Origin of the sequence: Methylomonas rhizoryzae, assembly GCF_008632455.1 — a bacterium.
In the GTDB taxonomy this organism is placed as follows: domain Bacteria; phylum Pseudomonadota; class Gammaproteobacteria; order Methylococcales; family Methylomonadaceae; genus Methylomonas; species Methylomonas rhizoryzae.
The window spans coordinates 3,545,654-3,559,120 of the sequence record NZ_CP043929.1 but is presented as its reverse complement, the minus strand read 5'-3'; the positions used below and the strand labels follow the sequence as shown (position 1 = coordinate 3,559,120).

The window sequence follows — 13,467 nt, the reverse complement described above, 5'->3', positions numbered from 1 at the left end:
GGCCGCTGTTTTCGGGTGCTTCGGTAATGCGGCGAATCTCAAAACATCAATTAGGCATCGGTTCGATGGCGATGCCGTCGGCCGACATGCTCAGGCTGTATTGACCTTGCAGCAAACCCTGCAATTCTTGACCGGCCATCTTGTAACGCCAGCCTTGCAGCAACGGGCAGTCTTCCTCGCCGAACAATAATTGTTCGAGTTCCTTGCGGGTGGCCAGGATCACCGGATTCAACTGGTTTTCTTCGGCGCGGATGCGAACCACGGCGGACAGTACATCGATGATGGCTTCGTGCTGCTGGGTCTTTTTACCGGGCTTGTCCTTGTCTTTCAATGGTTTGGGCAGACGTTGCCGGGCTTGTTCTATCAATTCGCACAATACTTTGCCGTATCGGTTGACGCTACGTTCGTTGATGTTGCGTATCTTGCTTAAATCCGCCAAGGTCACAGGCTGTAGTTTCGCCAATTCCAGCAGCATGTCGTCGGGAAACAACCAGTTGCGCGGCTTGTTTTCGGTTTGTGCGCTCTGTTCCCGCCATTCGCTCAAGGTTTGCAACACCGACAGTTGCCGACCGGTGAGTTTGTTCTTACCGCGTATTTTTAGCCAAGCGTTTTCCGGCGGTAGTTGGTAATGATCCGGGTTGTTCAATAGCTCGAAATCGCTGTCCAACCAACCTGAGCGTCCCAATGCCTGCAGTTGGTCGCGCATCACTGTATAGATTTTGCATAAATACGTCACGTCGTCGGCGGCGTACTGCAATTGCTCGGGGCTTAGCGGTCTCTCCGACCAGTCGGTGCGGGTGTGCGCTTTATTCAAGTTGACGTTCAAAAAACTGGAAACCAACATCGCGTAACCGGGATTTTCTTGAAAACCCAGTAGAGGCGCGGCGATTTGAGTGTCGAAAATCGGGCCGGGTATTTTGCCGGTGATTTGAAAAAAAATTTCCAGGTCCTGGCGGCAGGAATGCAGCACTTTGACGATGTCCGGCCGGTAAATGACGTCGAATAAGGCGGACAGGTCGGATACGGCCAGCGGGTCTACGCAAGCCACCCATCCGGGCGTGGCGATTTGCAGTAAACAAAACTTCGGGTAATAGGTTTTTTCCCTTAGAAATTCAGTGTCGAGTGCAATCCAGGGTTCGGAGGCGATACGGGTGCAAAGGTCGGGTAGCTGTTCGGGGCGGTCTATAAATTGAATGGTCATATTGCCGGATAGTGATGGTGCTTGATTATTTTTAAACCGTTATTTTAGCGCGCCGGCTTTTATCGGCGGGAGAATATCGAAGCGGAGCCACCATGAACCGGGAAAAAATCCTTTTTATCCAAGGCGAATTTCTAAAGCTGGGGGAGCGACTTAACATGTTCGGTCCATTTATTCGGGGGGAAAATCATGAAAACTGTGCTATTCGGCATGCTGCCATGGCTTGCCGCGTTACCGCTAGGTGCGCAAGCGCTGGAAAAATCGGAACGCGGTGCAGAGGTATTGGACGACATCGAAGTGGTGGCGGTGTCGCCGATACAATCCGGCGGGGTCAATATCAATAAAATTCCGGCTCACCTGCAGACTGCAAACGCAGAGGAATTGCAGCAGGCTCAGGCCTTATCCTTGGCCGATTACCTGAATCGTTATTTGGGTAGCGTCAATGTCAACGACGCTCAAAACAATCCCTTGCAGCCGGACGTGCAGTTTCGCGGATTCAGCGCATCGCCGCTGATGGGTTTGCCGCAGGGCTTGGCGGTTTACGTGAACGGGATTCGTTTCAACGAACCTTTCGGCGACATGATCCATTGGGACTTGCTGCCGCCGGGAGCCATAGACAACATGGCTTTACTGCCTTCGGCCAATCCGGCTTTCGGTCTGAACGCTTTAGGCGGTGCCTTGAGCGTAAAGACCAAAACCGGATTTTCCGCACCTAAACACAGTCTGGAGGTACAGGGCGGCTCTTGGGACAGGCACAGCGAAGAGCTTAGCAGCGGCTGGAACAACGGTACCTGGGGCTACTTTGTGGATTTCAACAATTTCTCCGAGGCCGGTTGGCGCGACCATTCGCGTAGCGACGCCAAACGCGGATTCGGCACACTGAGTTGGCGCGGAGCCGAATCGAGTTTGAATTTGTCGCTGGCAGGCAGTGAAAACGCGTTGCGCGGTAACGGTACCGTGCCGGAGGAACTGCTGGCTTTCGGACGCGATAAGGTGTTCACCCATCCCGATCTGACCCGCAACCGGCTGTTTTTGGTGTCGCTGGACGGCGATACCTGGCTGAACGAACGTAACCAGTTGTCCGGGGTGGCTTATTACCGGCGCAACCGCATCTCCACTTATAACGGCGACGGCAGCGAACTGGAGACGTGCAGCCAGGGTGGCAGCGATTACGTGTGCGAGGAGGAAGACGGTGTATTGGAGCCTGTGGAGCGGTTGGGCGGCGGCTTGATTGCCGCCGACGAAGCGTTGCAAAGCGGTACCATCAATACTTCGGAAGCTACCCAGCAATCCTTCGGATTTTCCTTGCAAAATGCCTTTCACCAGCCGATTTTCGGCCGGGACAACCAGTTGGTGGTCGGTGCGAGTTACGATCACAGCACGACGCATTACCGCGCCGATACCGAACTAGGCCTGCTGACCGCGGATCGCGGCGTGGCCGGCGGCGGGGTGTATCTGGACGAGTCGCACGTCCGCTTGAATACCGAAAACAATATGTACGGGATATTTCTGACCGACACATATGCTGTGACTGATAAGTTGGATGTCACGGTATCCGGGCGTTACAACATCGTACACGCTGAATTGAAAGACCAATACGGCAGCGATTTGGCCGGCGCGCACAGTTTCAACCGGATTAATCCGGCGGCAGGCTTGACTTATGCCTTCATGCCGGAGCTGACCTTTTACGGCAACTACAGCGAATCGTCGCGGGTGCCGACCCCGATGGAACTGAGCTGCGCCAATCCCGAGGCACCGTGTAAACTGCCTAACGCCTTCGTTTCCGATCCGCCGTTGAAGCAAGTGGTTGCCAATACCTGGGAAAGCGGGTTTCGCGGACGCTTGGCGCAGCTGGCGCCAGGCCCGGTCGATTGGAATGCCGGATTCTTTCATATCATTAACAACGACGACATCGTGTTTCAAAGCGACGCCGGGGTGAATACCCGGGGCTATTTCACCAATGTCGGAAAAACCCAGCGGCAAGGGGTGGAAGCGGGCTTGTCCGGCTTGTTTTACCAGCGTTGGCGCTGGTCGGCCAATTACAGCTTTATCGACGCGACCTATCAGTCGCCTTTTTTGAGTCTGAGTCCCGCCAATCCTAATGCGGTCGATGGGAAAATTCAGGTGCATCCGGGCGATAAAATTCCCGGTATACCGGCGCATCAATTCAAATTCAGTACCGACGTCGACATAGTGCCGCAATGGACGCTGGGCTTCGATATGAATTACAACAGCGGCCAATATTTGCGTGGCGACGAGGCAAACTTGACCGCAAAACTGCCGGCTTTCGTAATCTTTAATTTGCGTAGCGAATACCGCTTTAACGAACACGTAGCCTTGTTCGGCCGAGTGACGAATTTGTTCGATAGGCGTTACGCCAATTTCGGTGCCTGGGCGGAAACCGGCGAGGTATTGGAAAGTTTCGGCATCGACGAGAAAAACAGCCGTTTCGTCGGCGTTGGGGCACCGCGCGCGGCCTGGATAGGCATACGTTTTACCTTGTGACCGTATGGCTGATTAGGCGTTCGGCCTAACGATCAGGGGCGTAATTTTTCGGCATTATTCAGTGCGAAGCACAAATCCCCTCTCCTGATGGGGGGATAAACCGTTTTTCCGGGTAACCGCTGAATAGTTACCCGTTTTTCAAGTATTAAGCGGTCTTGCCTTCGCGGAATCGTTTGCGGTTGGAACGGACCCGTTTGATATTCAGGCGGTGTTCGCCTATGGTCGCCTCGCTCAGCAATTGAAAAATGTCGGCGGGCATGCCGTCCGGCAAGTCGACCAAGGTGTAGGTATCGCGGATGTCCAGATAGTTGATGCGTTTCCTATCGACCCCGGATTCTTCGACCAACACCGTTAACAAAGCTTCTTTGTTGACGTGATGCAGGCTGCCGACGTCCAGACGGTAGCGCACGTTTTTGAAAGCAGGCGAGGTTTTGGCCGCCGCGGGCTGTGGCGCCGGTTCTTTGCTGCGGTGCGGTAACAGCCTGGGAAAGCAGATATGCAGCAATGCGGCGGCGCAGTCCAGCGGTTCTATACCCAATTCGTCTTGTAAGCGTTGTACGAAATCGCGTTGCGCACCGAGCTTTTCCTGTTTAAGCGTCTGTTGCAGACGTTTTTTCAACTTGTCGGGTTTGAGCGTCGTCGCGCGCATAGGGCTTGCACCTTGTTACAATTTGTCGGCATCGATTTCGACGTAAGCCTCGTCGCGCAAGCGGCGTAGCCATAATTCGGTTTCTTCTTCTATTTTGCGTTTGCGAATTTCGTCGCGCACCTTATCCTTGCGGAATTGATCGCTGTCGTCTTGGCTTTCCCGGCCCAATACTTGAATGATGTGCCAGCCGAATTGGGTTTGCACCGGAGCGCTGATGCGGTTGATCTCCAGTTTGTTCATGGCTTCTTCGAACGGTGGAACCAAGGCGCCGGGACTGACCCAATCCAACGAGCCGCCGTTGATGGCCGAACCCTTGTCGTCCGAATGGGCGCGCGCCAATGCGGCAAAGTCGTCGCCGTCTTCTATGCGCTGTCTCAGAGCGTGTAAACGTTTTTGGGCTTCCGCGTCGTCGACCAGTTCGTTGGTTTTAACCAGGATATGGCGGACTTTGGTTTTGGTGACGATGTGATGGGCGGAGCCTTCGGTCTCCAGCATTTTGATCACGTGAAAACCGCTGGGACTGCGGATGGGGTCGGATACTTCGCCTTGGGTCATGCGCGGCACCAGATCGGCGAATAAGGTGGGAATTTGCCCCAGGTTGCGCCAGCCTAAGTCGCCACCCTTCAATGCGTTATCGTCGTTGGACTCGCTGATGGCGGTTTCGCGAAAATCGGCGCCTTGGCGCAAGTCGGCGACGATGCGCTCGGCTTTGTCGCGCGCTTTTTGTATCACGCCGGCGGAGGCGCCGGACGGAATCGAAATCAATATATGGCCCAGATGATATTGATTGTTTCCGCTGCCGGCCTTGTTCTGGGTTTCCATGTAATGGTTGAGTTCGGCATCGGTGACCTTGATGCGGCTGCCGATTTCCCGTCCGCGCAATTGATTGATGATGATTTCGTTGCGCAGATTGTCTTCGAAGGCTTTGTAATCCATGCCTTGCCGCGTCAGTTCTTGTTTGAAGTTTTCCACGGACATGTTGTTGCGCGCGGCGATGTCGCCCACCGAGCTTCTAAGCATTTCGTCGCTGACTTGTATCCCGGAACGCGCGGCCAATTGGCGCTGCAGTTTGTCGACGATCATGCGTTCCAGTACCTGTTTGCGCAGGACGTACTCGGGCGGCATGGTCACGTTGTTGCTGCTGAGCCGGCTGGCGACTGCCGCCACTTCCTGGTCAAGTTCCCGGCTCAGGATGACGTCGTCCTCGACGACCGCCACAATGCGGTCCAGGGTTTCCGCGCACGCCACGCCGCCGAGCGAAGCGGCGCAGGCTAATACAAAGCTGAAAAGCAGGATAATTCGGTTCATGTAGGGGGGGTTAATCTTCGAAATAACTGGCCGGATGATAGCCGTTTAAGTTGCGTTGTAAAAACGCGTCGACGCTGTCGCCGAAGCTGGTCAGTCCTTTCAGCTCCAGTTGCACGAATACTGCGTTTTCCGGCTTGGCGTCCGGCGCCAGAATATCGCCGGTACGCGCGCCGTTGATGTAACGCCGGCCTATCAAGCGCAAACGCCAGCAGCAGGTTTCTTTTTCTATGCCGATAAAGCTTTCGGTGGTTTTATCGAAATTGAACGAATATTGCCAGCGACCCAAACCGTACCAGCCGGCCGCTAACGGCCAGCGGAACGACATGTCGGTTTGCGAGATGGTGGTTTGCGACAAGGTGGATTGGTCGTTGGGCGTGTTTCTCCGGTAGCGGTAGCCGAGGTCCAGAATCTGATCCGGTTGGTTGCGGTATTTCAGCATGGCTAAACCGCGCGCGATGCCGTTGGCTTCAGGGTCCCATTGCGCGCCGGTCGTATAAGAAAGATTTCGGGTCAGCTGGCCGGCCAACTCGCCGACGAAATTGGAGGTGCTGCTGGTTTGTACCGGAATGCCGGGCAGATTGACCGTTCTATCCTGAAAGTACAGGATTTGCCCGACGCTGATTTTCAAGGGCTCCAAGCCGGTGGCGGAGTCGATGAAGCGCGATGAGGCGGCCAGGGTGATTTGGTTGGCGTCTTGAATCCTGTCCAAACCGCTGAAACTGTTTTCCCGGAACAAGCTGTAGTAGTTGGTATCGTAGGCCGCCGTATCGAAAATCGGAATATCGCTTTGGTCTTTACGCGGGATATATAAATAGAAAGCCCGCGGTTCGAAAGTGTGCACGTAGCTGGAGTTGCCGATGAGCATGTCCCGTTCGAAGTTAACCCCGCTATCGACCGAGAAGATCGGTAGGGTGCGGCTGACGCTGTCGGGTTGACTGGCGTTGGTTTGATTGCTGAGCGAATACTGGGTGTATTGGCCGGTAATTTTCGGGATGAAGAAGCCGGCACTGGTTTCCAGCGGCAGGCTGAGGGAGGGTGCGATATTAAACCGTTGGCCGTTGATCAAGTCGTTATGAAAGAAGTGGCTGTATTGGTTGTGCAGCGCGATGGTAACCGGCAGGTTTTCGAAATCGTGATCGTAGTTCAGCGATACCCTGGGCAGGATGTCGTAGGGTACTCCGGTATTGGCGATGGTTTTATCGACGGATTGATAATGCTGGATACCGGTGGCGAACGACAAATCGGAACGGTCGTAGTTTAAAAATGCGGTACTGGTTAAAAACCGGTTGGTCTGGAAACCTAAGGCATTGTTCAAGTCGTTGAAATATTCCTTATCCGATACGTAGTTCAGGTTGGTGTGCGAGCTCAAGTGTGGCGTGAATTGGGTAACGTCCCTAAAGGTCGCCGAATAGCGGCTTTTGTCTTTGATTTGGTCGTGCGGCAGGATTTCGGTGCCGAGGTAGCCGTACGAGGTTTCGGTCAAGTAGCGGAATTTGTTGCGCAACATCTGGCCGCGTTTCTCCATGAAGCGCGGGGTAATGGTATCGTCGATATTCGGCGCGATATTCAGATAAACCGGCGCGGAAAAGTCGAAACCGTTACGTTGGGTAGTCGCCCAGGTAGGCGCGAGCAGGCCGGTGGTGCGGCGGCCGTCGGTCGGAAACGAGATGTAGGGCGTGTACAACACAGGTACGCCTTTGAATTCCAGCCAGGCGTTTTTAGCCGAGCCTTTGCCGGTTTCGCGGTTGATTTTAATCCGCGAGGCATGGGCTATCCAGTCTTGGTTGCCGGGCGGGCAACTGGTGAAGGTCGCCTCGTTGTAGCGCGATAGGGCTGCGCTGTCCCGGTACATGGTCTGCGCCGAACCGCGCAACGGTGCTTCGGCGACAATGAACTGGGCGTTGCGCATGCGCGCTTCGTCTTTGTTGAGGCTGAGCGAAACGGTATCGCTGGCGATAGCCAACGCGGTTTCGCTATAGACGATATTGCCTTGGGCGTCCAAGGTTTGCGCTACCGTGTCGTAACTGGCTTTATCGGCGAGCAAGTGTTGGTCCGCCCGTTTCAAATCGACGTTGCCGGCAAAGTTGAGTATCTCGCCGTCGAACACTTCGGAGGAGTCGGCTATTACGTCGGTGCTGGCATTTTCCCTATCCGCCGAAGTTTGCATGGTCGCTTGGTTTTTCTTGGCCGACCAATTGCCGCAGTTGAGCCAAGGGTCTACTTGAAACTCGCCGCGCAAGGTTTGAAAAGCGCGCTCTTGTTCCAGGCTGTATGTGGGGTTAAACCAATAGGAAGCAGGTGTGGTATCCGCCACGACCTGGGCTTCGCCTTTAGGATCTTGCCCCACTAAATTGCAATTCCAATTCGCATTTTCCTCGCCGCCTTTACAGGTCCAACCCGGGATTTGGCCGGCTTTGCTGGCAGCTTGCTTGGCCGGCGGCTTTTCTTCGACAACGGGTTTTTGTCGTTCGCCGATGCGGGCGTGCAGTTTTTTAGGCAGCGCCTGTTCAAGCGCCTGTTTGGGGCTGATGGGTGCCGCGGCGACCGGAGCGGCGGGTTCGGAACCGGGGGCTTCAGGTACTGCGTGAGAGCCGGGCGCTTGCGGCAGCGGTTTGGTTTCGGCGCTGTTTTGTGCCGGTGTCGGTTCGACTGTCCGCTGTTGCGCGCCGGCTGCATCCTTGCCCGGCTGCGGCGGTGCCTCGGGAGTGTCCTGGTTTAAACAGCTCCACTGGCCGTTGGGGCCTTGCTCGCAATTCCAGACGGCGTTGTTGGCGGCAATGGATAGTTCCGGGACAGACAACAATGCCAAATAAATCGGGTATAACCGTAGTGTCATATTGCGGTCGGCAGGGAATTAAGCGTAGCGGGATGGAAATCGAATAAAATATCCGGTCATTTTACCTTAGGTTGTCCCGCAATTCGTAACTATAGATGAACGTTCTTGTTTCCGACCGGCGCTTGGAGCTGTTGGTTTGTTGGTTGTCAGAGGATTTGAACTACCGGGTGCGGTCCATAGAAGCCGCATCCAGCGACGCAAGCTTCAGGCGTTATTTTCGCGTTCGGCACGAACGAGGGTGTCAGGTGGTCATGGATGCGCCTCCCGAGCGTGAAACCACCGAATCTTTCGTCCGGAATGCCGCGTTGTTAGGAAACGCCGGCATTCGGGTGCCGAAAATCTTTGCGCAGAATGCAGCGTTGGGTTTTTTGCTACTGGAAGATTTCGGTACCCGTTTGTATGCCGACGGTTTAAACGAAGCGTCGGCCGATGCTTTATACCTGCAGGCCATGGACAGCCTGTTTCGTTTGCAGAGCGAGGTGGACGTCGTGGCGACTCCTTTACCGGCTTACGACAAAGCCTTGTTGGAACGCGAATTGTCCATTTTTCGCGACTGGTTTCTACAGGAAACATTGGCGCTTGCCTGCCCGCAACCGGTTTGGCAGGCATTGCAAGCGCTGTTGATCGATTCCGCCTTGCAGCAACCTCGGGTATGCGTGCACCGGGATTATCACTCGCGCAATTTGATGATCGTGAAAGACGACGGGCCACCCGGCGTGTTGGATTTTCAAGACGCCGTGATCGGGCCGCTCACCTACGATTTGGTGTCTTTGCTGAAAGATTGCTATGTGCGTTGGCCGCAGGCGAGCGTCGAGCGTTGGCTGCGGCAGTACTTCGGCCGTTTGCTGGATGCAGGTATGGTCGACGACGATTTTCAACGGTTCAACCGGTGGTTCGACTGGATGGGCTTGCAGCGGCACTTGAAAGCGGTCGGCATATTTTCCCGCTTGCATTTGCGCGACGGCAAAGCCGGCTATCTGCAAGACATTCCGCGCACCTTGGGGTATATAGCCGATGTTTGCAGCGCCTATCCCGAACTGCAAGAATTTAACGCTTTTTTACAGCAAAGCGTGTTACCGGCTTACCGCACGACGCCATGAAAGCGATGATACTAGCCGCTGGACGCGGGGAACGCATGCGGGAACTGACCGAACTGACTCCCAAGCCCTTGCTCAAAGTGGGCGGAAAGGCCTTGATCGATTACGCGCTGGAGAACTTGGCGCGCGCCGGCTTCAGCGACATTGTGGTTAACCTGGCGTACCGGGGGGAGCAAATTCGCCACCATTGCGGGAATGGCGAACCATGGGGCGTTTCCATCCGTTATTCCGACGAGGGTGCTACGGCGCTGGAAACCGCGGGCGGCATAAAATTCGCCCTGCCGTTGTTGGGCGATCAACCGTTTCTGGTCGTCAACGCCGACGTGATTTGCGACTATCCGCTCGCTCGTTTGCGGGATGTCACCCTGGGTGATGCGCATCTGGTGATGGTGGCCAATCCGCCGCATCATCCGGGCGGCGATTTCGGTCTGGGGGCCGACGGACAGTTATTCGAATCCGGGGCAGAGCGGTACACCTTCAGCGGCATCGGCGTTTATCATCCGCGTCTGTTCGACAGCATGCAATGCGGTTCGGCATTGAAATTGCGCCCGTTGCTCAGCGAAGCCATGCGGCGGCGGGCGGTCGGCGGCGAGGTTTTCGGCGGGCTGTGGCTGGATATAGGAACGCCGGAAAGATTGAGGGAGTTGGAGGGTACCGTGTTGTTGGCCCGGCAAACCGGGACTAATGCTGTTGCTGCGGATTAAAATTCGACAGGGCTTCCATCTGCGTCTTCGCCACGGCATGGCCTTGAGCCGCTGCCTTGGCTATCCACATCACCGCCAGGTTATCGTCCTGCGCCAAGCCGACGCCGCTTAAATGACATAGTCCTAGCCAATGCATGGCGTCCAGGCAATTCTGCTTGGCAGCTTGCTCCAGCCAATAAACCGCGCTTTTCGGTTTGTCGTGCGCTAAAAACAGCATGGCCAGATCGGTTTGCGCTTCGGCCTCGCCGCCGTCCGCACGCGTGATTAATTGGACAGTGTCGTCGCTTAGCGGGATGCAAACTGCGTGGCCTATGGATTTGAGTGAAATCAGGTTTTTGTTGCCGGCGACCGCCGCGCAGCTGATCGAGCCTTCGGCCAGGCGCCTGCGTAACGTGCGTTCGCTCCATTCGGTTAAAGTAATCGCCGCTTGGAGGCTGACGCAGGCAAGCATTTCGTCGTTGGGAGGATTTACCATAATTGGCAGGGTTTTTTGACCGGCAAAAATTGAGTGGCAGTCTTTCGGCTCGGGCAAACATAGTCCATTAGGCGAGTTTTCTCAAACCGGCATGGATGGCAATGCGAAATTTCAATCAAATGCCAATTTAATTATTTGAAAATCAATGTGTTGGATATATTTTGCTTTGCTTTGTTTGGGTTGGCATCGTTTCTGCTTTTAGTTAAATGAATTTTTAACCCGCACATCCTAGAAGAGGACAACACTATGAACACACCTGTCATGAAAAAAGTACAACAAGGTTTCACCCTGATTGAGTTAATGATCGTCGTCGCCATCATCGGCATTTTGGCAGCGGTGGCGATTCCGGCTTATCAAGACTATCTGGCCAGATCGCAAGCGGCGGAAGGCGCTTCGTTGTTGGGTGGCTTGAAAACCGGCATCGCCGAATATTATTCAACAAATGGTGCCGTGCCAACTCTTAGTCAATTGGGTAATCCAGTAACGAGCGGCAAATACACCGCATCAATCGTATTTCAAAACAACAATCAATACATGGCGACTTTTAAACCAGCTGGTAGCGTCAATGCCAGAATCGCAGCTAAAACTATCACTATGACTTTTGTAACCACAGGCTCCACTAGATTTGATTGGGCTTGCTCAATGGATGCTGCTGTTAAACCGACAGTTTGCCCATAAAGGCTAGTGCTTAACAAAAAGCAGTCTAGCTCAGAAAAACCCCTGCAAGTGCAGGGGTTTTTTTTGTGTTGCTTAATCGGTCTTTATCTGGCTCTCAGTCTGCCCGGTTTATCCGGCGGTTTTATCCTTGACGACTGGTCTAATTTAACCGGCTTGGAACAAGCCAAAACCCCGCAGGGATTTTGGCACTACGTATTCGGCGGCGTGTCCAGCACCTTGGGGCGGCCGCTCAGTCTGTTTAGTTACGCCTTGCAGGCGCACGACTGGCCGGGCAATCCCTATCCCTTCAAGCTTGCAGGTATGGCGATACACATCGTCAACGCCTGTCTGGTTTTTGCGGTCTGTCTGTTAATCGGCAAGCTGCAGGACTGGCCGGTCCGCGTCAGCGCGCAGTTTTCCATCGTCGTAACGGCGTTTTGGCTGTTTTTACCGCTCAATATCAGTAGCGTTTTTTATGTCGTGCAACGTATGACATTATTGTCGGCGTTGTTTTCCTGGCTGGGCGTGCTGGGGTTTTTGTGGGGAATTCACTCATATAAGCGCTTGGGTGGGGTAGTGGCAACCTTTGCGATGGCTGTCGCTTACGGCTTAGGGATTTTAGCCAAGGAGAACGCCGTGCTGACCGGCTTGGAAGTCGCCGTACTGTATGCGTTTTTGCTGCGCGGCCGCTACGGCAGCAAGCGATGGGACGCCTGGATTGCGATGGTTTGCGTACTGCCGCCGGCGTTGGTGCTCGGCTATTTAAGCCTCAACATCGCCAACTACACCCGGGCGGAATTCACGCCCTGGCAGCGCATGCTCAGCGAAAGCCTGGTGCTGCAGGATTATCTGTTCAAAATTTTATGGCCTACTCCGGGCCGGTTAAACATTTTTAACGACGGGTTTCCCGCCTACAAATCGCTGGGCGATTCCTGGCTGGTGCTGGAGGCCAATGCGTTTTGGGTGGTTTTAAGTGCGGCGGCGTTGTGGTGGAGAAAAAAATATCGGTTCCTGGCATTCGGATTGTTTTGGTTTTTAGCCGGGCACGTGCTCGAATCCAGCATATTCGGGTTGGAGTTGTATTTCGAGCACCGCAATTATTTACCGAGCGCCGGCTTGATAATCGGCCTAGTCGGCGAACTGTTTGCATGGCGCGCGCGGCGTGCGAATACCGCTAGCAATGCGTCCGACCGATTGACCTTGGCCGGTTTGGCGTCAATTGCCTTGTTCCACCTTGCGGTGTACGGGGCGGAGATAAACAGCTGGCGCAGTCCTGCCATTCAGGCCATGTCCGCCTTGGTGGAGCGGCCCGATTCCATTCGCGCTCACCAAGAAGCCGCGGCCTTCTTTGCCAATAGCGGCGATTACGCTAATTCGGCACTGATTCTCAACGCGATCGAAAAAAAATGGCCGGGCTTTCCGGGCACCTACAGCCAACTGTTGATGCTCGGTTGCGTGGACGATCATGTCATGCTGCCGGATAAAACTGGGTTGATTGCCCGGTTTAAATCCGGCGTGTTCGATCGCGGGACGCTGGATGCCTGGAATCAAATTCTCGATTTCAAAAAACAAGGCGCTTGTCGAAATTTGAGTTGGCAGGATTTTCAAGTCTATACCGACGCTATTACGCAGAATCAAAACTTCGCATTTCAGATGGAAGATTGGTTGGCGATGAAAAGCCTCGCGTTGGATGCCGAGGGCAAATTGATCGAAGCGGCGCATTGCTTGGATGCCATCGACGAAACGGCGGCAAGCTTGGATTTTTTATTGCTGAAAGCCAAGTTTTACGCGGTTTCCGGGCTGGCGCAGCAAAGTTTGGCGATTCTGGAGGGGATGCGCTCGAGGTCATCGGCCAACCTCAGGCAGTGGCTGCCCATTCGGGCCGAGGTCGAAAAAATGACCGAGCAACTGCGGTTTAAACTGAGCAAACCATAGTCTTAACTTTCGTCACGATTGCTTTCCTGACTCAGGCTAGCCTTGCCCGCAGGCACTGGAAAAGTCGAGTGGATAAGCGCGCATGTGGTGGACAATGTCTCCT

At 54.5% G+C, this 13,467-nt stretch carries 10 protein-coding genes; 5 read left to right on the top strand and 5 right to left on the bottom strand.

The window, feature by feature from the left end; genetic code table 11:
- Nucleotides 1-46: 46 nt before the first annotated feature.
- Complete coding sequence (rnd, locus tag F1E05_RS15940; RefSeq protein WP_150050182.1) at nt 47-1,201, bottom strand: ribonuclease D; 1,155 nt, start codon at nt 1,199-1,201, stop codon at nt 47-49.
- Between the two features lie 186 nt (nt 1,202-1,387).
- Between rnd and F1E05_RS15935 the strand changes: the two genes are divergently transcribed.
- The gene (locus F1E05_RS15935; protein WP_150050180.1) at nt 1,388-3,703 is read left to right on the top strand and encodes a TonB-dependent receptor; all 2,316 of its coding nucleotides are present in this window, start codon (nt 1,388-1,390) and stop codon (nt 3,701-3,703) included.
- 145 nt (nt 3,704-3,848) lie between these two features.
- Here the strand turns inward: F1E05_RS15935 and F1E05_RS15930 are convergent, their stop codons facing one another.
- The 3 genes from F1E05_RS15930 to F1E05_RS15920 are packed head-to-tail and all read right to left on the bottom strand — an operon-like array spanning nt 3,849 to nt 8,496.
- A complete protein-coding gene (locus F1E05_RS15930; RefSeq protein ID WP_150050178.1) occupies nt 3,849-4,352 on the bottom strand; it encodes a DbpA RNA binding domain-containing protein in 504 nt (167 codons plus the stop codon).
- A gap of 15 nt (nt 4,353-4,367) precedes the next feature.
- The gene (locus F1E05_RS15925) at nt 4,368-5,660 is read right to left on the bottom strand and encodes a peptidylprolyl isomerase (RefSeq protein WP_150050177.1); all 1,293 of its coding nucleotides are present in this window, start codon (nt 5,658-5,660) and stop codon (nt 4,368-4,370) included.
- A 10-nt stretch (nt 5,661-5,670) separates the two neighbouring features.
- Nucleotides 5,671-8,496: an LPS-assembly protein LptD gene (locus F1E05_RS15920; RefSeq protein ID WP_150050176.1), complete on the bottom strand. Its 2,826-nt coding sequence runs from the start codon at nt 8,494-8,496 to the stop codon at nt 5,671-5,673.
- A gap of 95 nt (nt 8,497-8,591) precedes the next feature.
- Between F1E05_RS15920 and F1E05_RS15915 the strand changes: the two genes are divergently transcribed.
- Together F1E05_RS15915 and murU are read left to right on the top strand one after the other, a co-directional pair.
- Nucleotides 8,592-9,596 carry an aminoglycoside phosphotransferase family protein gene (locus F1E05_RS15915; protein ID WP_150050175.1) on the top strand — a complete coding sequence of 335 codons (1,005 nt, stop codon included), beginning with the start codon at nt 8,592-8,594 and terminating at the stop codon, nt 9,594-9,596.
- Entirely contained in the window at nt 9,593-10,297 is a 705-nt protein-coding gene (gene murU / locus F1E05_RS15910; RefSeq protein WP_150050173.1) for an N-acetylmuramate alpha-1-phosphate uridylyltransferase MurU, read from the top strand. Before F1E05_RS15915 ends, murU begins: the two co-directional genes overlap by 4 nt.
- Here the strand turns inward: murU and F1E05_RS15905 are convergent.
- Complete coding sequence (locus F1E05_RS15905; RefSeq protein WP_150050171.1) at nt 10,275-10,772, bottom strand: tetratricopeptide repeat protein; 498 nt, start codon at nt 10,770-10,772, stop codon at nt 10,275-10,277. The two genes, murU and F1E05_RS15905, sit on opposite strands and share 23 nt — an antisense overlap.
- A 246-nt stretch (nt 10,773-11,018) precedes the next feature.
- Between F1E05_RS15905 and F1E05_RS20660 the strand changes: the two genes are divergently transcribed.
- Nucleotides 11,019-11,450, top strand: coding sequence for a pilin (locus tag F1E05_RS20660; protein ID WP_269473489.1), 432 nt, complete (start codon nt 11,019-11,021; stop codon nt 11,448-11,450).
- Nucleotides 11,451-11,513: 63 nt separating this feature from the next.
- Nucleotides 11,514-13,364 carry a hypothetical protein gene (locus tag F1E05_RS15895; RefSeq protein ID WP_150050169.1) on the top strand — a complete coding sequence of 617 codons (1,851 nt, stop codon included), beginning with the start codon at nt 11,514-11,516 and terminating at the stop codon, nt 13,362-13,364.
- Nucleotides 13,365-13,467 lie beyond the last annotated feature (103 nt).

What these genes read in the sequence shown, in the direction of transcription:
- rnd (WP_150050182.1), bottom strand. Translation starts at nt 1,201, where the DNA reads ATGACCATTCAATTTATAGACCGCCCCGAACAGCTACCCGACCTTTGC.
- F1E05_RS15935 (WP_150050180.1), top strand. Translation starts at nt 1,388, where the DNA reads ATGAAAACTGTGCTATTCGGCATGCTGCCATGGCTTGCCGCGTTACCG.
- F1E05_RS15930 (WP_150050178.1), bottom strand. Translation starts at nt 4,352, where the DNA reads ATGCGCGCGACGACGCTCAAACCCGACAAGTTGAAAAAACGTCTGCAA.
- F1E05_RS15925 (WP_150050177.1), bottom strand. Translation starts at nt 5,660, where the DNA reads ATGAACCGAATTATCCTGCTTTTCAGCTTTGTATTAGCCTGCGCCGCT.
- F1E05_RS15920 (WP_150050176.1), bottom strand. Translation starts at nt 8,496, where the DNA reads ATGACACTACGGTTATACCCGATTTATTTGGCATTGTTGTCTGTCCCG.
- F1E05_RS15915 (WP_150050175.1), top strand. Translation starts at nt 8,592, where the DNA reads ATGAACGTTCTTGTTTCCGACCGGCGCTTGGAGCTGTTGGTTTGTTGG.
- murU (WP_150050173.1), top strand. Translation starts at nt 9,593, where the DNA reads ATGAAAGCGATGATACTAGCCGCTGGACGCGGGGAACGCATGCGGGAA.
- F1E05_RS15905 (WP_150050171.1), bottom strand. Translation starts at nt 10,772, where the DNA reads ATGGTAAATCCTCCCAACGACGAAATGCTTGCCTGCGTCAGCCTCCAA.
- F1E05_RS20660 (WP_269473489.1), top strand. Translation starts at nt 11,019, where the DNA reads ATGAACACACCTGTCATGAAAAAAGTACAACAAGGTTTCACCCTGATT.